General features: G+C 42.4%; 20 protein-coding genes. 9 read left to right on the forward strand and 11 right to left on the reverse strand.

Annotation, left to right across the window (positions count from 1 at the left end):
• Positions 1–33: 33 nt before the first annotated feature.
• Positions 34–546: an outer membrane beta-barrel protein gene (locus tag L1076_RS20230; RefSeq protein ID WP_237304357.1), complete on the reverse strand. Its 513-nt coding sequence runs from the start codon at positions 544–546 to the stop codon at positions 34–36.
• Between the two features lie 644 nt (positions 547–1,190).
• Here L1076_RS20230 and L1076_RS20235 point away from each other — a divergent pair.
• The 8 genes from L1076_RS20235 (at position 1,191) to waaA (ending at position 9,620) form a co-directional block, all read left to right on the forward strand.
• Entirely contained in the window at positions 1,191–1,412 is a 222-nt protein-coding gene (locus tag L1076_RS20235) for a hypothetical protein (protein WP_005535462.1), read from the forward strand.
• A 69-nt stretch (positions 1,413–1,481) separates the two neighbouring features.
• Positions 1,482–2,156, forward strand: coding sequence for a YjbF family lipoprotein (locus L1076_RS20240; protein ID WP_237304358.1), 675 nt, complete (start codon positions 1,482–1,484; stop codon positions 2,154–2,156).
• The gene (locus tag L1076_RS20245; protein WP_237304359.1) at positions 2,153–2,914 is read left to right on the forward strand and encodes a capsule biosynthesis GfcC family protein; all 762 of its coding nucleotides are present in this window, start codon (positions 2,153–2,155) and stop codon (positions 2,912–2,914) included. The genes L1076_RS20240 and L1076_RS20245 overlap by 4 nt, the downstream gene beginning before the upstream one ends.
• A 2-nt stretch (positions 2,915–2,916) precedes the next feature.
• Entirely contained in the window at positions 2,917–5,115 is a 2,199-nt protein-coding gene (locus tag L1076_RS20250) for a YjbH domain-containing protein (RefSeq protein ID WP_237304360.1), read from the forward strand.
• Between the two features lie 147 nt (positions 5,116–5,262).
• Positions 5,263–6,204 (forward strand): ADP-glyceromanno-heptose 6-epimerase, encoded by a 942-nt coding sequence (rfaD, locus tag L1076_RS20255; RefSeq protein WP_104034354.1) that lies wholly within the window; start codon positions 5,263–5,265, stop codon positions 6,202–6,204.
• A 112-nt stretch (positions 6,205–6,316) separates the two neighbouring features.
• Entirely contained in the window at positions 6,317–7,306 is a 990-nt protein-coding gene (lpxM, locus tag L1076_RS20260) for a lauroyl-Kdo(2)-lipid IV(A) myristoyltransferase (RefSeq protein ID WP_237304361.1), read from the forward strand.
• Positions 7,303–8,361: a lipopolysaccharide heptosyltransferase II gene (gene waaF / locus L1076_RS20265; RefSeq protein ID WP_237304362.1), complete on the forward strand. Its 1,059-nt coding sequence runs from the start codon at positions 7,303–7,305 to the stop codon at positions 8,359–8,361. The genes lpxM and waaF overlap by 4 nt, the downstream gene beginning before the upstream one ends.
• Positions 8,355–9,620: a lipid IV(A) 3-deoxy-D-manno-octulosonic acid transferase gene (waaA, locus tag L1076_RS20270; RefSeq protein ID WP_237304363.1), complete on the forward strand. Its 1,266-nt coding sequence runs from the start codon at positions 8,355–8,357 to the stop codon at positions 9,618–9,620. Before waaF ends, waaA begins: the two co-directional genes overlap by 7 nt.
• A gap of 50 nt (positions 9,621–9,670) precedes the next feature.
• Here the strand turns inward: waaA and rffA are convergent, their stop codons facing one another.
• The 8 genes from rffA to L1076_RS20310 all read right to left on the reverse strand — a co-directional run bounded on the left by rffA (position 9,671) and on the right by L1076_RS20310 (position 16,929).
• On the reverse strand, positions 9,671–10,813 hold the full coding sequence (rffA, locus tag L1076_RS20275) for a dTDP-4-amino-4,6-dideoxygalactose transaminase (protein WP_237304364.1): 1,143 nt from the start codon (positions 10,811–10,813) through the stop codon (positions 9,671–9,673).
• 111 nt (positions 10,814–10,924) lie between these two features.
• The gene (locus L1076_RS27025; RefSeq protein WP_080992273.1) at positions 10,925–11,482 is read right to left on the reverse strand and encodes an acyltransferase; all 558 of its coding nucleotides are present in this window, start codon (positions 11,480–11,482) and stop codon (positions 10,925–10,927) included.
• Positions 11,482–12,672, reverse strand: a complete 1,191-nt coding sequence (locus tag L1076_RS20285; RefSeq protein WP_155487438.1) for an ATP-grasp domain-containing protein — start codon at positions 12,670–12,672, stop codon at positions 11,482–11,484. The genes L1076_RS27025 and L1076_RS20285 overlap by 1 nt, the downstream gene beginning before the upstream one ends.
• 26 nt (positions 12,673–12,698) lie before the next feature.
• The gene (locus L1076_RS20290) at positions 12,699–13,739 is read right to left on the reverse strand and encodes a TDP-N-acetylfucosamine:lipid II N-acetylfucosaminyltransferase (RefSeq protein WP_237304365.1); all 1,041 of its coding nucleotides are present in this window, start codon (positions 13,737–13,739) and stop codon (positions 12,699–12,701) included.
• A complete protein-coding gene (rfbA, locus tag L1076_RS20295; protein WP_050910394.1) occupies positions 13,740–14,612 on the reverse strand; it encodes a glucose-1-phosphate thymidylyltransferase RfbA in 873 nt (290 codons plus the stop codon). It abuts the gene before it with no gap.
• A gap of 20 nt (positions 14,613–14,632) precedes the next feature.
• Positions 14,633–15,691 carry a dTDP-glucose 4,6-dehydratase gene (gene rfbB, locus L1076_RS20300; protein ID WP_104027606.1) on the reverse strand — a complete coding sequence of 353 codons (1,059 nt, stop codon included), beginning with the start codon at positions 15,689–15,691 and terminating at the stop codon, positions 14,633–14,635.
• Positions 15,692–15,820: 129 nt separating this feature from the next.
• A complete protein-coding gene (locus L1076_RS20305) occupies positions 15,821–16,525 on the reverse strand; it encodes a 3-deoxy-D-manno-octulosonic acid kinase (protein WP_237304366.1) in 705 nt (234 codons plus the stop codon).
• Between the two features lie 8 nt (positions 16,526–16,533).
• Entirely contained in the window at positions 16,534–16,929 is a 396-nt protein-coding gene (locus tag L1076_RS20310; protein WP_104027604.1) for a diacylglycerol kinase, read from the reverse strand.
• Between the two features lie 177 nt (positions 16,930–17,106).
• Here L1076_RS20310 and L1076_RS20315 point away from each other — a divergent pair, with 177 nt between their 5' ends.
• Positions 17,107–18,231, forward strand: coding sequence for a glycosyltransferase family 4 protein (locus L1076_RS20315; RefSeq protein WP_237304367.1), 1,125 nt, complete (start codon positions 17,107–17,109; stop codon positions 18,229–18,231).
• 59 nt (positions 18,232–18,290) lie between these two features.
• On the opposite strand, the gene L1076_RS20320 is transcribed toward L1076_RS20315, so the two are convergent.
• Complete coding sequence (locus tag L1076_RS20320) at positions 18,291–19,337, reverse strand: glycosyltransferase family 9 protein (RefSeq protein WP_237304368.1); 1,047 nt, start codon at positions 19,335–19,337, stop codon at positions 18,291–18,293.
• Positions 19,338–19,365: 28 nt separating this feature from the next.
• Entirely contained in the window at positions 19,366–20,280 is a 915-nt protein-coding gene (locus L1076_RS20325) for a glycosyl transferase family 90 (RefSeq protein ID WP_237304369.1), read from the reverse strand.
• Between the last annotated feature and the right edge of the window lie 78 nt (positions 20,281–20,358).

Here is a 20,358-nt window from a genome sequence, read left to right on the forward strand (position 1 = left end):
TAGCTACTAAAAACTAGGCACCAGGTGTTTTAGTTAGAATCGGTGCTGGAAGCCGAGCGTAAGAGCATTTAGGCGAACTTCATCTTCAGAAACACTATCTACAAACTCGAAAACAACTGCATTGTGCTTATCTAGCGCATAGTGCATACCTAAACCAAAGCTAAAACCTTGATCTTTACCTGAACCAATACTTTGTTGATCGATCTGAACGCTTGAATACCCAGCAAGTCCATACAATGCAATTCGTTCAGAAACAGGCATGTTCAACTTAACAAAACCACTTGCCAAGCTATCAATAGCTAAACCATCATCACGTTGAACTGACGTGCCATAACGAGCTTCTAAAGCAACATAATCATTAAAGAAATAGCCAGCTTGCGCCTGAAGAAGAAAAGGACTTCCTTCTACGACAGAAGAGGAAGGATGGTATTCGGCGTTAGAATAACTCACTAACGCACCTGCATAAAAATCTGCTGAGGCCGTAAATGAGCACAAGCCTAAGCTGATTGCACTCAACGCACTTAACCATGGTCGTTTATTAATCACGTAAGTGTTCCTTGGATGTTGACTGACCGCTGCACTAAATGACGCACGCAGTAAATGTCTGTTAATTTTGTCTGTTTTGCTTGTGTGTTTCCACGCTACCGCCCTGCGGCATTACGCGTAAGCCACTGTTCGCTGATTACCGAGCTGCTCGGCTTATTGATATAGATGCTTTTCAAACGTCGCTTTTGTGACGAGAAAAACAAAAACTCATACTTGAAAAGCGCGGCATAAAAGCTGGCAAATTATGCATGGATTAGCGCAAAACGGCAAGGGTACTCACTCTAAGGTTTGAGAATGGGTATTATTGTTTTGAGAGCAGTTACACTCCTAGCGTCATTTGCTTAAGTGTTACAAAGCGTAACGTTATGCTTATATCGAATATCAATTCGTTACTTACCTCGATATTAACAAGTTGCCGCTACTTAACGCCGAGTTACCTTCTATTTATCCTATGGTCTCTAGTTAAAACAACTAAAACCACCTGAAAATGAATTGTCTTTCCAATGAGACGCATTCTTTAGAACTAGATAAATTCCAATAGGAAACTATTTACATGTTGATTGTTTTTTAACTAAAATGAGAGATGGTATGTTATAAACAAACCAAACATCGATGTTTTAAAATCTGAAATACAAGGATTAATAATGAAGAACACAGCTCTAGCTATTCTTATGGCTCTAAGCGCATCAACTGCATTCGCAGCAGAAGAAGCTGGCTCAGCTGGTGCAGCATCTGCATCTGCAACTGGCACAACTGCAGTAGCAGTAGGTGCAGCAGCAGCAGTAACTGTAGTAGCAGTTGCAGCATCAGACAGCGATTCAACTTCAACGTCTACTTCTACTTCTACTTCTACTTCTACGAACTAATTCGTTTAAGTCGAACTAGATAAATCGCCCTGAACTGTTTCAGGGCGATTTTATTTGTACGAGGGAATAATGAATACCTTTCTATCGCAAAAATGGATGCGCTTACTTGTTGTTTTACCTGTATTGAACCTCATCTTTGGGTGTACTCAGAAATTCAATGATGTCTCGGCGACCGTTCAAGAAGCCTATGGTAACTACATCGATGTAGAACTGACACCGGAAGAAATTGAAACCGTTCCTTATGCTAGCGCTTATCTAAAAATAGGCAATCAAAAGCAAGTCTTTGTTGTTCTCGCCTTCGCAGAATCAAACCCACTAACAGGGCAAACTCAACTCAAATGGGTAAGTGCTGATAAAGCGATGGTAGTGACAGAGAATGGCCATATTGTTAAAACTATTGGCTTACAAACCACCAACCTAGCTGGTGTCTACGGTAACGTTCCCGCTTACTCAGATTCATCTACACAATATGCACTTTCTTACGATTGGTCTGAGCAATACCGTTACGGCTTTCAAGCTAAGGTTAAACGCTCGCGCCAAGGCAAAGAGACTGTGACTACACCTATTTCATCGACAGAAACTGACGTTTATACCGAGAGCGTGACTTTTCCAAGCTTAGAAAAAAGCGTAGAGAACCAATACTGGGTAAACAGTCAGGGGGAAGTAGTAAAAACACGTCAACACTTAGGTCCAGATATGGTGCCGGTTGAATTGACGATTTTGAAAGGTTACAGCAAATCATGAATAAACGACTGTTATCGTTATTGAGTCTAAGTTTAACTACAATAGTGTTGGCTATGCCAGCTTCAGCTCAAATTCAAAGTAACGAGTTTTTAGCACTTAATGTTGAACTTGTAGGTACGGGAAAAGCACTAGATTTTCAACAAGCCGTACGTTTAGATAACGTACTTAAGCATGCACAAGAACAACAAATAGCACTGCAATACCCTTTAGCTGTGACTTTGTTTGATAATTCCGAAACAGCACTGCAAAAAAGTACTACCTTAAAGAAATCAGTGTTGGACCAAATGATTCAACATAATTTAGTTTCCCACCCATTTTACACGTTTATCCAACAAAGCCAGTTTGCACCTCGTTTACTGTCAGCCGTTGATGTTGACCAGATCCGTCTAGATAAATTTGATAACCCTCTTTTACAAGGTCAGCTTGCATTAAGTGCACCAAAGCGTGAAGAGAAAGTGCTATATGTGGGTAATGTAGAAAAAGTCTATGCTGTAGAAAACCAAGCGGGTATCGCTTTGCATGAACAGGTCAATAATCTACGTTCCAGCGATATCGGTGAGCTCGCTTATCCACCAATCCTAATTTATCCCGATGGCAAGGTAGTTACCCCTCACCATGGCCGTTGGTTAACTACTCAATATTACTTGCCTCCGCTGACCATGGTTTACATCCCGTTTGATGAATTCGAAAACTCACAAATGGACAAAGACATTGTAACCCTACTTTCACAACGTAAGCCAACCTCATCGAAGAATTAATAATGAACCTAATTAGAACCAGTTTATCCCTTTCTTTAATGGGTCCAGCATTGGTTTGGGCTCAAGATATGCCTTTTGAAGCACCACTATTACAACCATCACAAATGGATTTCGGTGGAGTTGGATTAATGCAAATGCCAACGGGCCGTATGGCTCCTGAAGGTGAATTCAATTTTGCGGTAACGGGTAGTGATGAATATCTTTTTTATAATGTTACTTTACAAGTCATGCCTTGGTTAGAAACAACTATTCGTTACACGATGGTTAGTGACATTTTTTATAGTAGCGATCCTAATTTTTCTGGAGACACCAAGTATACCGATAAGGGTATCGACTTTAAGGTTCGCCTTTTAGAAGAGTCTGAATATTTGCCAGAACTTTCTATTGGTGTTAGAGACTTCGCTGGTACTGGATTATTTGATGGCGAGTTCGTTGCTGCAACAAAACGCTACTCAAACCCTAATCTCGGTACCTTCGATTTTACCTTAGGTATGGGCTGGGGTTACCTTGGTACAAGAGACAACATTAGTAATCCAGCTTGCAAGTTGTCAGATAGTTTTTGTGAGAGACCTAGCGATTATCTTGATACTGGAGGAACTACAAATACAGACCGCTTTTTTAAAGGCCCGGCCGCGCTGTTTGGGGGAATTGAATACCAAACCCTTCATGCCCCACTACGTTTTAAACTTGAATACGACAGTAATGACTACAGTGAAGACTTTCCCGTAGTACGTGCTGGTGTTGATATGACTCCTCATACTCCGTGGAACTTCGGTGTCTTATATCGTTTAGGTAATATGGCAGATCTTCGTGTCAGTTATGAGAGAGGGGATACTCTGGTTGCAGGCTTGAGCCTTTACACTAACTTCAACAAGATGCCATCTTTCTGGCGTGACACACCAACACCAGAAGTAGAAAATAAACAACCAGAGCAACTGTCTGACGTGGATTGGGAACGAGTCAAAGAAGAACTTGATAAAGTAGCTGGCTACCAAAACACGCAGCTTTATGTTGAAGACAACACTATCTCCGTTGTTGGTGAACAGAAAAAGTATCGCGACCGTAACCAAGCGCATGAGAAAGCGGCAGCAGTTCTATACAACGAGATGCCTGAGAACATTGATACTTTCACCATTAATGAACGCAGCCGTGGCTTGCTCGGCGAGCAAACGGTGATCTCTAAAGATAAATATCGTGACTTTGCTGAAGTCAATTACATCGACCCGAATATTGAAGATGCGACAGCCACATCAAACAATAAGCCTCAGGGCAAACCTGCTTACGATGGGTTTGAGCGTTTTGATTGGGGTTTTGCACCAAAGCTTGCTCAAACCTTGGGTAATGCGGAAGATTTCTACCTATTTAGTGTTGGATTAAGCGGTAGTGCATCTTACTGGTTAACTGACAATTTAGAAATCGGCGGTTCGCTGTACTGGGATTGGTACAATAACTACGATAAGTTTAACTATGTAACACCACCAGACGGCACAAGTGTTCCTCGTGTACGTACTATGTTCCGTGCTTATCAGAATGAACACGCGGTAACCATGTCTAACCTGCAGTTAACTTGGTTCCAAGAGTACTCAGATACCATGGACCAACAATTCTACGCTGGCTATCTAGAAAGTATGTTTGCGGGTGTGGGTACAGAGTTCTTGTACCGACCGAAAGACGCAAACTGGGCGATCGGTGCAGATGTTAACTTGATCTCTCAACGTGACCCGCAAAGCTACTTCGGTGTATACGATGAAGAATGGCAAAACGTTCCAGAGTATGGTCGTCCATTCCGAGTTATTGACAAAGGCTTCACTGGTTTTGTATCAGGTTACTACTACCCACAATGGGACTTCCTACAAGACTTGATGATTCAAGTTGATGTTGGCCAGTTCTTAGCTGGTGATGTTGGAACTCAAGTGAATGTATCTAAGCAGTTCAAGAGTGGCGTGATCGCTGGTGCGTTTGCTTCATTTACCGACCTCTCAGCTGAAGAGTTTGGCGAAGGTAGCTTTACCAAAGGTTTCTACATTTCGATTCCATTCGACATCATGACAGTGAAGCCAAGCAACAACCGTGCGAACTTTAGTTGGCAGCCATTGACTCGCGATGGCGGTCAGAAGCTAGGTCGTAAATACAGCTTGATTGAACTGACGGATGAGCGTAACCCTTGGTACCAACGTCCAAATACATCAGATGAAAAGTAATCTAACCACGATTTAGATTAACTTACTTATGCAAAGGAAGCTTCGGCTTCCTTTTTCTTTATCTAACGCCAACACCTTCCCTCTAACACCTAAAGCCTTAACTCTGCTAAACTTCCTGAGAAAATTTTAATCTATGGTGGAAGTCTTATGATCATCGTAACTGGTGGTGCCGGCATGATCGGCAGCAACATTGTTAAAGCTCTGAACGAAGCAGGTATTAACGATATTCTGGTTGTCGACAACCTGAAAAATGGCAAGAAGTTTAAAAACTTAGTTGATCTTGATATCACTGATTACATGGATCGCGATGACTTCCTTACTCAAATCATGGCAGGTGACGACTTCGGCCCTATCGAAGCGATCTTCCATGAAGGCGCTTGTTCTGCAACAACTGAGTGGGACGGCAAGTACATGATGCTAAATAACTATGAGTACTCAAAAGAGTTGCTTCATTACTGTTTAGATCGTGAAATCCCATTCCTATACGCGTCATCGGCGGCGACATACGGTGAGACAGAAACGTTTGTTGAAGAGCGTGAATTTGAGGGCGCGCTTAACGTATACGGCTACTCGAAACAGCAGTTTGACAACTACGTTCGTCGTCTGTGGAAAGACGCAGAGGATCATGGCGAGCAACTTTCTCAAATCACGGGTTTCCGTTACTTCAATGTATATGGCCCACGTGAAGACCACAAAGGCAGCATGGCATCAGTAGCGTTTCACTTGAACAACCAGATCAACGCAGGCGAAAACCCTAAATTGTTTGCTGGTAGTGAATCTTTCAAGCGTGACTTTATCTACGTTGGTGACGTGAGCAAAGTGAACCTATGGTTCTTAGAAAGCGGAGTCTCAGGCATTTTTAACTGTGGCACCGGCAATGCGCAATCATTCGAAGAAGTGGCAAAAGCAGTAATCAAACATCACAGCAAAGGGGAAATCCAAACCATTCCATTCCCTGAACACCTAAAAGGTGCTTACCAAGAATTCACTCAAGCTGACCTTACTAAGCTTCGTGCTGCTGGCTGCGATGTAGAATTCAAGACGGTAGCTGAGGGTGTTGCTGAATACCTTGCGATTCAAAATCGTTAATACCTGTCAAAGGTGGTAGTGAAGTCTCTGCCACCTTTACTCTGATACGTTTACGAGTATCATTTCTAAACATCTCCAGTTATCTCTTCCGAAAATAGGTGCTTACAACCGCATGACCGTTCAACGTGATGATTTCGATCCAAAAGCTTATAACCCTGAATTTGAGCGTCACTTTCTTGCGCCTAAATATTGGGGAACTTGGCTCGGCGCCCTACTATCGATGCCGTTGGCGCTTCTTCCGCTAGGAGTGCAAAAATGGCTAGCCAAAGCTATTGCAAAAAAATTAGCTAAATCACGCAAAGGCCCTGCCCACCGAGCTCGCGTTAACTTTGAGCTGTGTTTCCCAGACAAAACCTTTGAAGAGCGTGAAGCACTCATCGAAAAGACGCTTTACACAGCCGCTTTGTTCTTTTTCCGCTTTAGTCTACTTACCTTACGTTCTCCAAAGTGGCTACAAAAACGCTGCCAAATTCGCGGCTTAGATATTTTGCAGAAGCACATCGAAAATGATGAAAAAGTCATTTTGATGGTACCGCACTCATGGGCGATCGACATTCCAGCTATTTTGTTGGCCTCTATGGGAATGCCGGTTTCCGCAATGGCTAAAAAGCAGAAAAATGAAGTCGGTGATTGGTTGATGCATAAGCAGCGAGTGCAGTATGGCGGTCGAGTTTATGAACGCTCTGGTGGCATCAAGCCTTTCTTAAAGTCTATCCGAGATGGCTACATTGGTTACTACTTACCAGACCAAGACCACGGTCCAGAACACAGTGTGTTCGTGGACTTTTTTGCCACCCGAAAAGCAACCCTTCCTGGCCTTGGAAAAATTGCAAAGCTATCACGCTCTAAAGTGCTCCCTATGTTTGCTTCTATGAATACAGAAGATGGGTCGTTCGATATCGAAATTTTGCCAGCCTTTGAGCTAGACAAAGGCGAAGAGCAAGACGCACGTACTTCGAATAAAGCGATTGAGTACTTTGTTTCCACTAAGCCTGATCAATATATGTGGGTGTTACAGCTATTACACTCTCAAGAAGATGGCAATAACTATTACAATATCTTCAAGCCGAGATATGACACTGACTGGCAAGTAAAAAAATGAAAAAGATCTTAATTATCGGCCCGTCTTGGGTTGGCGATATGGTGATGTCACAATCACTGTACATCGTTTTAAAGCAGCAACACCCAGAAAGCCAAATCGATGTGATTGCTCCAGGCTGGTGTAAACCGATCCTCGAACGTATGCCTGAGATCCATCAAGCGATTGAGATGCCTCTTGGCCATGGTGAGTTCAATCTTCTTGGCCGCAGAGAGATTGGTAAGTCACTGCGTGAAAAGCAATACGATCATGCTTACGTACTGCCGAACTCAGCTAAGTCTGCTTTGATACCTTGGTTTGCAAACATCCCACAACGTACAGGCTGGAAAGGAGAAATGCGTTATGGGCTACTCAATGATCTTCGCCCTAACAAAAAGCCTTTTCAATACATGGTAGAGCGTTATGTCGCTTTAGCCTATCCTAAGGTTGAAATGTTGGATTCGTCCTCCTTGGGAGGCTTAGAAACACTTTCGAGACCTAGCTTGTCTATCGATAAAAAGACTCAGCAAGAGACGCTTAACAAATTCTCTCTCGGCCAAACGCTCCCTGTCACAGGGTTGTGTCCAGGTGCCGAATTTGGCCCTGCTAAAAAGTGGCCAGAAACACATTATGCTGAAGTCGCTACTCAAATGGCGGCTAGCGGCCATCAAGTATGGCTGTTTGGTTCTCAGAAGGACCTTGATACCTGTAATAACATTAAGCAGCTCGTGCCGGCTGAGCTTCAACAGAGAATTCACGTTCTCGCTGGGCAAACCAGCTTGATTGAAGCGGTGGATCTGCTGGCAGCCTGCCAAACTGTCGTAGCCAATGACTCTGGTCTTATGCATGTAGCGGCCGCTGTTGGCTGTAATGTTGTTGCAGTCTACGGTTCAACCTCACCAAAATACACACCACCGCTTGCAGAAAAGGTAGAGATTGTTCATACCGACATTGACTGCCGTCCGTGCTTTAAGCGTGAGTGTGAGTTTAAGCACCTTAAGTGTTTAACTGAGTTATCACCAAAACAGGTGTTAGATAGCATCCAAAAACTTGAAGCGATAACGGTAAGTTCATGCTAGTCCGCACTTTTTACACATTGCTACTTGCCCTTGCGTCTCCTTTCCTATTGTTTGGTTTATATAAAAGTAAACCGAACAAGCCCAAGTTTGGTCGACGATGGAAAGAGCATTTTGGTATAACCCCAAAGCTAGAGACAACTGAGCGCCCTATTTGGATTCATGCGGTTTCAGTAGGCGAAAGCATCGCCGCTATCCCCCTAATTAAAGAGTTGAAAAAGCAAAACCCAGCTCTACCTATTTTGGTCACCACCACAACCAGCACTGGTGCAGAACAAATTGCTAAGTTGGGCGAGTTAGTTGAACACCGCTATATGCCTATCGATTTCGGTTTTGCAGTAAAAGGCTTTCTAAAAGCAACACGCCCAAAGCAAATGTTGATCATAGAAACTGAGCTTTGGCCGAACACTCTTCGTACTGTCCATGACTCAGAAATACCGATTACTGTTGTTAACGCTCGCCTTTCTGAAAAGTCCTGTAAGAACTACGCAAAAGTGCAGCCTCTATTTAACCTATTAGTTCCTTGCTTGGATAAAGTACTTTGTCAGACGGAGTCTGATGCAGAACGCTTCGAGCGCTTAGGTGTAGATAAGCCCCGACTTTTTGTTACTGGCTCAATAAAGTTTGATATTCAGATATCAGAAGAAGTCAAAGAGAAAGGAAAAGCGCTACGGACTGATCTTGGGATAAAGCGACCAATTTGGATAGCTGCTAGTACTCATAAAGGTGAAGATGAGCAAGTGCTAGAAGCTCACAAGAAAATCTTAGAATCTCACCCAACTTCACTTCTGATCCTTGTTCCGCGCCATCCGGAGCGATTCGATAATGTATTTGAGCTGTGCCAAAAGCTAGGTTTTGAAGCCGCTCGACGCACAAGCCGAACAGAAGTAACGGAGTCGACCCAAGTTTACCTTGGAGACACCATGGGTGAGATGCTGGTCTTGATGGGCGCTGCGGATATCTGTTTTATGGGCGGTAGCTTAGTTGGTGATAAAGTTGGTGGACACAATGTGTTAGAGCCAGCGGCTTTGGGTGTTCCGATCATAAATGGTCCGAGCTACTTTAACTTTAAAGAGATCGTCGATTCATTTGTTAAAGAGTGTGGATTAATCATTGTCAAAGACAGATCAACTCTCGCTAAAACTATCATTCAGTTAATTGAGAGCCCTGAGAAACGTATTGCCTACCATACAGCAGGCAGTAAAATCGTCAATATGAACCAGGGCGCACTTAAAAATACTATCTTAGAAGTGCTTAATTAAAAAAGCGGCCAAAGGCCGCTTTTTTGCTAATGAGCTATAAACTTTGCAGCTTATTCATTGTTGCAAGCAAAATACGACTCTATTGCTCCAACAACTGCATCGACTTTGTGCTCTTCCATTCCATACCAAAGTGGTAATCGAATAATTTTTTCACTCTCTTGCGTCGTGAAATTGTCTTCTCCTGAGAAACGACTAAATCGCTCACCAGCAGGTGCACTGTGCAATGGAACATAATGGAACACACTAATAATCTCCTTTTGTTTCAGGAAATTAATAAGGTCTGTTCTTTCTTCAATGTCCGCTACTTTTATATAGAACATATGAGCGTTGTGTTGGCATCCCTCAGGCATACTTGGTAGTGCAATTTTGCCTTGTTGAGAAAGCTCAGAAAGCAGTTTGTAGTATCGATTCCAAGAGGCCAATCGGTTTTCATTGATTTTTTCAGCGACTTCCATCTGCCCCCATAAGTAAGCAGCTTGTAGCTCACTTGGTAGCAGACTACTGCCGAGATCGATCCAAGTATACTTATCAACCATTCCACGCTTAAACTTACTACGGTCAGTCCCTTTTTCGCGTAAGATCTCAGAACGTTCAACAAATTTAGGATTATTAACGACGAGCAAGCCACCTTCCCCGCCACTTGTATAGTTTTTCGTATCGTGAAAACTGAATGCGCCAATATCACCAATTGTACCAAGAGGACGCCCTTTGTAGCTGGACAAAACACCTTGAGCCGCATCTTCAATGACAAACAATTGATGCCTTTGCGCAATTGCCATGATCGTATCCATTTCACAAGCCACACCAGCATAATGCACAGGTACAATCGCAATCGTCTTATCAGTAATTGCTTGCTCTATCAGCGTTTCATCGATATTCATTGTGTCTGGACGAATATCAACAAATACAATTTTTGCCCCTCTCAGAACAAATGCGTTTGCTGTACTCACGAAGGTATAGCTTGGCATGATGACTTCATCACCCGGCTTAACATCAATAAGCAAAGCGGCCAACTCTAGAGCATGTGTACAAGAAGGAGTCAAAAGACTGCGTTCACAACCTAGGTGATTCTGAAACCACTCATGGCACTTTTTCGTAAACTCTCCATCACCACAAATGGAATGTTTTTGCATCACTTCTTGAATGTACTGGTCTTCGTTACCAGTGTATGGCTTGCGATTAAACTCAATCATCTATCTATCTTTAAAAAGTGGGGGGAATTCTTAATACCACAGCCTGCCTAATGTTATGACAATTAGATCTCTATCTAAACACATAAAGCACTGACAGTATTACAAAAAGCCTTAACGTTTGCCTTGCATACCAACTTGCTCTGTTCCATTTAAACCTGAGTCAGGATCATTTTCTTTAATGACTTTAGCAGGCACGCCGCCTACGACCATTCCGTCAGGCACGTCCTTGTTGACAACTGAGCCAGCTGCAACAATACATCCTTTACCAATCTTCACACCAGCTAAGATCGATGAGTGTGCTCCAATCCAGCTACCTTTGCCTATAGAAATAGGCTTATATTGATAGCCTCCAAACCTCACAGAACCATCTTTAAAAAGGTGGTTTCCTCCTGTGATTGAAACATAAGGACCAATGACCACCTCATCATCAATTGTTATGTCACCATCACCAATGTAGCAGCAATAGCCGATATAAACGTTGTTGCCACACTTCAGCGTGTTTGGGTTGTATATGTTTACCAAACTCGATAGCGCGAGATTGTTACCACACTCACCTAAAAGCCTTTTATATATTCGTCCTCTCAATCTAATTCCCCACCCATAACTAGGAAGAGGAATAAGAAAAAATAATAAAATACTAGAGAGTAGCTTTTTGTAATTCTTAAACATTAGATCACGTGTACTTTAATTTGTTTGGCTATGTCTTCTGCTAGTGCTTCCGCCTCTAGGTAAGAGCCACCAGTAACAATAACCTCTCCAATCCTATCAGGCCCAACTTTGAACTCATTGACGGTATCTCCAGGCTTTTTATCTACCTTAATGCGGATAACACTATGATGTTCCGTAAGTTCATCAGGTATATCTATCGCAACTAACTGACCACTTTTTGGAGCGCAAAGTAGTCTTGCTGCATTCGCTGTACGCTGTGTATTGGGGTTAAACACAATCGGTTTGCCTAACGCAATATCCAATAATAAGCCGTAGATATCTATGCCAAGGTAATTTTCTACATTTTCTGGCAGGCATGTAGCACCCATTCTAGCGCCAATTTCAATGATGTAAGGCTTTCCACCTACTAACATTAAATCTACATTAGATACGGTGTTATCAATCCCTAAAACTTCAATGGCTCGTTTTACTATATCTTCTGCATCAGACAAAATAGAAGTCGATATTGAGCACGGCACGGAGTGCCCAAGAGGTGCGTTATTCGGTGCTGGAGTAACCGTATCGTTGTGAAAGATAATATCAATAACAGTACCATCAACTACGATAGCTTGCGCCCCAAACTCAACGCCATCAAGAAACTCTTCCATTACGACCAAGGAATTGCGAGAAACATCCTTAGCCGCTTTCCATAGTCGTTCAAGCTGAACAAGCTCCTCAACCTTGTAAACACCGCGACTACCTGAGCTATCAGAAGCCTTGACCATCAAAGGAAAGCCGATTGAACTAGCAAGTTGTTTTGCTTCTGCGAGATTCGAGGAAATACCAAATTTAGCAGTCGGAACGCCCCCATCCTTAAAAGCTTCCTTCATTAAGCTTTTATCCATGCTCTTGAGAGCACTTTGGTAATTTGTCCCCTTTAAACCCAACTCATCAACAACAAAGCCGATGCTAGGTACAGCTACATCTGTTCCGGTCGTAAGTATCGCATCAATGTCATAAAGTTTTGCCGCTTCAAACACACTGTCGATGTCGGTAGTATTGATGTCTAAAAAAATATCACTCTCATCAATTCCAGGGTAATCCCCTCTCGGGCTGACAACAATCGTCTTATGTCCTAGCTCTTTGCTCTTTTGGATAAGCGGAAGCTGGTAAATACCAGCACCTAAAATCATTACTTTCTTACACATCATGTACACTTCTTTATCAGCAATACCGATCAATATATAGCTTGTAGGTTCTTAATTAGGCTTTCCTTAGAATAGTACTGCTGTATAGCACGTGCATTTTTCTCACCATCGCTAACAGAAACTTCTAAATTAAACTCATTAATATCATGAACAATTGCCCCTACGTTACTAAGAGTTTCAAACGATGAGGTTTCTTTTCTTAAATAAACCGTCTTACCCATACCAAGCAACACACGAGTGGTACTCATAGCTTGCTGGCGATTGTGGTTGAAAACTGCAATATCAATCGTAGTGAGTAGCGACATATATTCATCGTACTTGATGTAATCGAGGATAGGCTCAAATGAACTGCCAAACATCTTATTCCCAAGCTCCACCATGGCACTTGCATGCTTCTTAGAGCCGTAGTTCAAAGGGCAGATAACACGTACATTTTCATTTACAAATGGGGCAATTTTGGCAAACGCCTCTTCATGATTATTGGTTGGATCTGCGGAGTTTCCAACAAGAATGTTGAGCTTGTTATCTTTTTTATCGGCGATAGGGATATCGTGATACAGGCTCGCAGGATACATAAAATAAGGTAAGTGAGGCGCTTTCGTCCCATACCATTTCACAACATTTTCATAATCACCTTTAATGCTGGTAATGATATATCCCATGTCTTTTATCACTTTTTTTCGGAAAAATTCTTTATATCGACCGCGGCGAGTTAACAAGTTCTCATCTCGGCTGTACAAATCTCCTCCCCAAACTGCCCAGTAACATTTTGGTAGTAGAAACCTCAGCACCCATAAAATTTGGGTTATCTTGATTTTAAAAAGACCATGAATAATGATCTTCTCTGCCTTGATACCATGCTTGACCAAGTTTTTTAGAAACACCAAGTAGTCGAAGTAATTGTGCTTCTTTTTATCATAAGAAAAGATGTTACCCCTCTCTTTGATAGGGAATTTGTCATGAGTTTTAAACACGAAAAAGACCTGCTCACTCATGTCCAAATTATCTTCAACAAAGTTTATGTAGTCGGCTGTAAACTTATCGTCATTGATGATATTTACAAACTTCATTTAGCTCACCAACGCTTTTAAGTATTGGCCATAAGAGTTTTTCTCTAACCCTTTTGCTAGGTCTAGCAGCTGCTCTCTCGTTAACCAACCATTATTGAAGGCGATCTCTTCCAAACAAGCCACTTTTAAGCCTTGAACATTTTCAATGGTTTCGACAAATGAGGATGCCTCAAGCAAACTTGCATAAGTACCGGTGTCCAGCCAAGCAAAACCGCGGCCGAAGACCTTAACGTTTAAACGACCTCTATCTAAATACATCTGATTCAAAGTCGATATTTCTAGTTCACCTCTTGCTGAAGGCTTAACTTGTTTGGCCAACTCGATCACGTCGTTATCATAAAAATAAAGCCCCGTAACGGCATAGTTGGATTTCGGCTGTTCTGGTTTTTCTTCAATTGACACAGCTCGCATCTGTTCATCAAACTCTACAACGCCAAAACGCTCTGGATCTTTTACTTTGTACCCGAAAACGGTTGCCCCTTCTCCAGCATCAACCGATTTTGCTGCCTTCTGAAGAATTGGTGTAAAACCTTGGCCGTAAAAGATGTTGTCACCCAAAACCAAGCAAACCGAATCATTTCCGATAAACTCTTCGCCGATGATAAATGCTTGTGCTAATCCCTCTGGTTTTTCTTGAACTGCATAGGTCAAAGCAATACCAAAATCAGATCCATCACCAAGTAAACGCATAAATCCTTCTTGGTCTTCAGGAGTCGTGATGATTAATATTTCTCTAATTCCCGATAACATTAAAACTGATAGCGGGTAATAAATCATTGGTTTGTCATAGACCGGAAGCAGTTGCTTTGAGACACCACGAGTAATTGGATATAGACGCGTTCCAGAGCCACCAGCAAGGATAATGCCTTTCATTTTCTTACCTTATTCTAAAATTATTGACCAAGACGCTCTAAGCTATAAGAACCGTCTAGAACACGTTGCCACCATTCTTTATTCGTCAAATACCATTCAACGGTCTTACGTAAGCCTGTCTCAAAGGTTTCTTCTGGCGTCCAGCCCAATTTACGTTCGATTTTGGAAGCATCAATAGCGTATCGAACATCATGCCCTGGTCGATCTTTTACATAAGTAATTAGATCTTGGTAACGTGCAACACCTTCTGGCTTGTTGGGCACAAGCTCTTCTAGAATTTCACAAATTGACTTCACAACATCAATGTTTGCTTTTTCATTGTGACCACCAATATTGTATGTCTCCCCAATAACGCCTTCTGTCACGACTTTGTAGAGCGCTTTGGCGTGGTCTTCTACAAATAACCAATCACGGATCTGCATACCATTGCCATATACTGGCAGTGGTGAACCTTTTAATGCGTTTAAGATCATTAAAGGAATCAATTTTTCAGGAAAGTGGTATGGGCCATAATTATTAGAACAGTTAGTTACAATGGTCGGAAAGCCATATGTTCTTAGCCAAGCTCGAACAAGATGATCGCTCGACGCTTTCGATGCGGAGTACGGTGAAGATGGTGCGTAAGATGTTTCCTCTGTAAATAAATCATCTGTCCCCTCTAAATCACCATATACCTCATCTGTTGAGATATGGTGGAAACGAAAGGCCGCTTTGTTAGCGTCATCAAGCTGACTCCAATATCCACGAGCCACTTCTAATAGGGTATAAGTACCAACAATGTTAGTTTCAATAAAAGCAGCAGGGCCATCAATAGAACGATCGACGTGAGACTCTGCCGCTAAGTGCATAACTGCATCAGGCTGGTGCTCTGAAAACACACGCTCTAGCGCGACACGATCGCAGATATCCACTTGTTCAAAAGCATAGCGCGCGTGACTGGACACCTCGCTAAGAGATTCAAGGTTACCTGCGTAGGTTAGTTTGTCTAAGTTAATCACTGAGTCTTGCGTATGATTAATAATATGGCGTACAACAGCAGAGCCAATAAACCCTGCACCACCTGTCACTAAGATTTTCATTTTAAATTTACATCCACATTTACGGGCTATTCGGCCTCGGCACCAATCTCTCTATAGCACGGCAGAACATTTTGAGTCGAATTAAGCTGAGTGATTACGACAAACTTACCTTAGCCCTTTTTGTTTCACTTAAGACTGATTGTAACCTAACATCAAGGATTCAAAGTCATCTTCAGACCAATGAATTTTCCGTTTACCAAGCTCTTTTCTAAATGAGCGAAGAAGACGATTTAAGTTTCGTTCTTTCCATTGTTCCCCAGATTGCTGCTTACACTTGTCAAAATCGATAATCCAGACCTTACCTTCACTATCAAGCAGAATATTATGAATATTCAGATCGGTATGATTAACACCAACATCGTGCATTTTACGGACTTCTACACCAATTTTTTGGTAGTCATCACTCGATAGGCACTCTACCTGTAACTTATCAACGAGATCGCTTGCCTCAGATATTTTTTCACTCAGTAAGTCTGCTCGATAAAACAAGCCTGTTTGTTCTACTTTAGCGGCAACAGGACGAGGAACATTAACGCCAGCGCTACGTAATTTTTGAAGCAGAGAGAACTCGGCGTAACTGCGAGTCCTCTCTAAGCTTAGAAACAAGTATTGGTCCCGGACGATTTTTCCAAACAAGCCACCTCGGTGGTAGTGTCTTAGCGCTGAAACCGTATTTTGAAGCTTGATAAACCACGTAGTGCCTCGCCCACTAGCACTGCCAACAATGGCATTACAACTGCGCCAGTAGTTGATATCAAACAAACTTTCAATGGGCTCAGAGATCAAGCTTTCGTCGTACCATACATGCGTATTATTTTCTTGATAGTGCTTCATCACGCCCCTCAGAAAAAGAGAATATAAGACCATGTAAAGGCAGCAAACAGTAATGCTACAAAAACAGCAGCAGAACCAATATCTTTTGCTCGACCGCTTAATTCATGTTTTTCCACACCAATCCTATCCACAACCGCCTCAATCGCAGAGTTAATCAGTTCAACAATCAACACCAAAACAACAGTTCCGAGCATCACGATACGTTGTATTTGCGAAACGTCTAACCAGCAGAGCAGCAACACAGCGGTAATCAGCAAAGCTAATTCTTGTCGAACCGCAGCTTCATGTTTCAATGCAGCCTTCAAACCTTGAAGTGAATAGATGCTGGCTTTTAAGATCCTTTGAATGCCCGTATTTCCAGGTTTTCCTGAAACGGTTTCTGTTTTCTCGTTGTCCTTATTCACTTGAATTTCTCGTGCTTACATCATAGCGCCATTTTACATTGTTCTATTGGGGGAACAATCCAGTAAGGAGCTTTTGCTACTCTTCGTCGACGAAAGACCTCGTCAACTGACTTCTTTCAGAAAATGAAGGCTTCAAGTAACATAATAACCAATACCAAACGAATTACTGGATTACTTATGAAGATTGCATTGGTCCATTTAAGACACGCATACTCTGGCGGAGTTGAGCTGTACCTCAATCAAATGGCGAGATACATGGCAGAAAAAGGGGAAGAAGTCACTATCATCTGCCGCTCTCATGCAGATACTCCTCCACACCCTAACGTTAAGTTTGTGAAGTTGCGCGGTTTTAGTATTGGTAAAAGCCATCGCCTTTGGAAGTTTGCGAAAGCGGTAGAAAAGCACGTCAATGAAGCTGAGTATGATTTGGTGTACGGCCTAGCTCACGCTTGGACACACGATGTATTGAGAATTGGAGCAGGCACAAGCCTTCATATGGCACGGTCCTTAAATAAGCCAATGCGAATCAAAGATAGAGTGACACATTTGATTGAGCAAAAAGCAATGGCTCCTGGAGCCTACTACCATGTCATTAGTAATTCACATAAGAGTGCTCAGGAAATCCAAGAAGCTCATCACGTGCCTAGAGACAAAATCACGGTAATCCATAACTTTGTCGATACGAAACGCTTTGATGCACAACGAATCGAAAAAGAGGCTTTAGAGCTTAAGCAACAAATGGAGCTTGATCCCAACAAGCCGGTCTTCTTATTTTTAGGTACAGGCTACGAGAGGAAAGGGTTAAAGCAAACCCTCACTGCATTTTCCAAACTGAGCATTGATGCTCAATTGGTGATCGTTGGTCGAGAGACTCACGAGGGCGAATACATTAAATTTGCGGAAAACCTTGGGATACAAGACAAATGTAAGTTTATGGGAGAAGACAAACGACCAGAGCTCTACTTTACGCTGGCTGATTGCTATGTCCTGCCAACTCTCTATGAACCTTTTGGTTTTACGGTGATCGAATCTCTCGCATGTGGTACTCCATCTATTACCACTGAAAACTGTGGTGCGAAAGAGGTCCTCAAGCCAGAAGTGTCGAGCGTCATTGGGGCTGAGGTGAACCCAGATGAACTAGCAAAAGCGATGGCGTTCTGGGCTGATAAAAAACGCACAACCAATGTTAGTGAACAATGTAGAGAATTGGCCTTAACAATGGATGTCGAGACTGTACTGGAGAAAAACTACCAACAGCTGTTGGCGGTATACAAAATGAAGCAGCACTCAGTGAACACCTAATTTAGGGTTGAATGACGCTCCTGTAAAATTGCATTACTCTCTTAGCCTATTATTGTTGGCTAAGAGAGATTCTCTAACACTTTATCGAGCTTTTCTTGCACCTGCTCAACGGTAATTGCGGCCATTAAGTTATCCCCTTTAGCACGCGTGCCCCACGTGAGTGAATCTACGGGTTTGCCTTTTTGTTCTTCAACGTGTTGTTGGTAAACACTTACGACGTTATCTAAATCGTTATAAGGCCCTGTACGTCTAGGGTCACTATGCGCATATAAACCAATCACAGGTGTCATCTGAGTTGTCGCCAAGTGAGCAGGACCGGAATCAGGGCTAATGACAACCGTGGCCTCATGCAATACAGCGGTCAGTTGCTTTAAGCTTGTTTCACCGACAATATTGGTGACAGACTGTTCGCACAGTGACTCAATTTTATGTGCTAATTGCTTTTCTCTTTCCGCTGGCGAGCCACATAGGATCACATGAAGTCCCAAAGACGATGCGTAATCGGCGATAGCTGCATATCGCTCCACTAACCAGTTACGAGAGTCCTTGCTTGCCGCAGCAGAAATCACGACACACTTTCTACCTTGGGTAATGCCTTTAGCGTAATCGACTGATTCACTGGGTAAGGGGATATTCCACGTTGGCTGGCTGAATGGAACACCAATGTACTTAGCAAAGTCAGCCATGTTATCTAACACATGCATTGCCGTTGTATTAGGTAAGTGACGGTTAGTGAACCACCACTGCCCTTCTCTCGTTCTATTCTTGCTAAAACCCACTTTGTATTTTGCTTGGATACCCAAAGACAAAACACTCGATCTCAGGGCTGCCTGCATGTGCAGCAAAACATCAAACTTAGTGCCCTTTAGCTGCTGCCACACAGCCTTCATTCCTTTAAGGCCTTGTGACTTATCAAAAACGATCACATTAATGTTAGGCAAATCACCAATCAGTTGCGCTTCTATTTTACCAGTAACCCAAGTTATCTTGGTTTGCGGCCAGTGCTTTTGAATCGCCTGAACCACAGAGATCGCATGACAAACATCGCCAATAGCCGACAAACGCAATACACACAAATGAGACGGAGGTGAAGTGAATAAACTCATGATAATTTAGGCTTTTGGTTTAAGAGCATTACTGACATAGCTTGAAGTATTTCTCGAGCGTCTTGATACAAATTAAGCTTTCCAATTGTTCATCCTGAAATTGGGCCACGTGTCGATGCGCATTTTCAATCATAGCTTCAGCTTTATCAGAGTTTTCAAGATAATAATTAATTTTCTCGTCAAAGTCAGACCAATCATCTTTCACTTCAACATAATGAACACCAGGTTGTAGCGTACCTTCCATAAACCACGTTTCAAAACGCATCTTAGGCGTCACTACGACAGAATTCGAAGACATTGCCCACTTTAAATTGGTTGCAACATCGTTACCTTCAAGGCAAATGATAAACTTGTACTTCAATTGTTCTTGAATGGACATAAAATCTTTTTGCCATTCTGGGTGCTCTTGAGAGGGGTTGGATTGACCAGCATCCATCATTGGATTCTCAAACATTGCTTCCATAAAACGAATACGGTGAATCCGTTTTACAAAACCACGGAAAACCGCCATATCTTTCTTGGCACGAAAATCCAATGCGTCGTTTACAAACTGGAAGTGTCTGCGCTTGTTGAGTTTGAACAACACCGAGTTGTCGTTATTACCCTCAATCGGTCTTGCTTTATAGATCGTCGGGCAATCTTCTACGGCAACTTCATCCCCAAAGTAATAACAAAACGGATTATTACCGGAAAAGTAACGAAGAAATTCTTTAAGATCATAGGTGTATGCACTTTGCCCTTTGTGTGAGAAACGACTCAAACTGGTCGATTTACTGGAATCTAGTTCGCTCGGAGTATTGATCTTACAATAGTAATCCACTCGTTCTTGAACTAACGCCATTTGACCTTGAAACTTCTTTTCTAGTTTGTTTTTGTTGTAAGCAAAATACGCTCGTGGAGCAATGGTCAACAGCAGGTTTTTTATATAGTAAAAAAGTTTCATTAAAACGTTATGCCCTTATCAAACCTATGTTTGTCGATGTTATCTATTCTCGATTCGATGATGTATCATATTACTACT

The organism is Vibrio sp. MMG023, assembly GCF_021654215.1.
Taxonomy (GTDB): domain Bacteria; phylum Pseudomonadota; class Gammaproteobacteria; order Enterobacterales; family Vibrionaceae; genus Vibrio; species Vibrio jasicida.

Excerpts from the sequence above, each read along its gene's own strand:
- L1076_RS20235 (WP_005535462.1), top strand. The coding sequence starts at position 1,191 with ATGAAGAACACAGCTCTAGCTATTCTTATGGCTCTAAGCGCATCAACT.
- L1076_RS20240 (WP_237304358.1), top strand. The coding sequence starts at position 1,482 with ATGAATACCTTTCTATCGCAAAAATGGATGCGCTTACTTGTTGTTTTA.
- L1076_RS20245 (WP_237304359.1), top strand. The coding sequence starts at position 2,153 with ATGAATAAACGACTGTTATCGTTATTGAGTCTAAGTTTAACTACAATA.
- L1076_RS20250 (WP_237304360.1), top strand. The coding sequence starts at position 2,917 with ATGAACCTAATTAGAACCAGTTTATCCCTTTCTTTAATGGGTCCAGCA.
- rfaD (WP_104034354.1), top strand. The coding sequence starts at position 5,263 with ATGATCATCGTAACTGGTGGTGCCGGCATGATCGGCAGCAACATTGTT.
- lpxM (WP_237304361.1), top strand. The coding sequence starts at position 6,317 with ATGACCGTTCAACGTGATGATTTCGATCCAAAAGCTTATAACCCTGAA.
- waaF (WP_237304362.1), top strand. The coding sequence starts at position 7,303 with ATGAAAAAGATCTTAATTATCGGCCCGTCTTGGGTTGGCGATATGGTG.
- waaA (WP_237304363.1), top strand. The coding sequence starts at position 8,355 with ATGCTAGTCCGCACTTTTTACACATTGCTACTTGCCCTTGCGTCTCCT.
- rffA (WP_237304364.1), bottom strand. The coding sequence starts at position 10,813 with ATGATTGAGTTTAATCGCAAGCCATACACTGGTAACGAAGACCAGTAC.
- L1076_RS27025 (WP_080992273.1), bottom strand. The coding sequence starts at position 11,482 with ATGTTTAAGAATTACAAAAAGCTACTCTCTAGTATTTTATTATTTTTT.
- L1076_RS20285 (WP_155487438.1), bottom strand. The coding sequence starts at position 12,672 with ATGATGTGTAAGAAAGTAATGATTTTAGGTGCTGGTATTTACCAGCTT.
- L1076_RS20290 (WP_237304365.1), bottom strand. The coding sequence starts at position 13,739 with ATGAAGTTTGTAAATATCATCAATGACGATAAGTTTACAGCCGACTAC.
- rfbA (WP_050910394.1), bottom strand. The coding sequence starts at position 14,612 with ATGAAAGGCATTATCCTTGCTGGTGGCTCTGGAACGCGTCTATATCCA.
- rfbB (WP_104027606.1), bottom strand. The coding sequence starts at position 15,691 with ATGAAAATCTTAGTGACAGGTGGTGCAGGGTTTATTGGCTCTGCTGTT.
- L1076_RS20305 (WP_237304366.1), bottom strand. The coding sequence starts at position 16,525 with ATGAAGCACTATCAAGAAAATAATACGCATGTATGGTACGACGAAAGC.
- L1076_RS20315 (WP_237304367.1), top strand. The coding sequence starts at position 17,107 with ATGAAGATTGCATTGGTCCATTTAAGACACGCATACTCTGGCGGAGTT.
- L1076_RS20320 (WP_237304368.1), bottom strand. The coding sequence starts at position 19,337 with ATGAGTTTATTCACTTCACCTCCGTCTCATTTGTGTGTATTGCGTTTG.
- L1076_RS20325 (WP_237304369.1), bottom strand. The coding sequence starts at position 20,280 with ATGAAACTTTTTTACTATATAAAAAACCTGCTGTTGACCATTGCTCCA.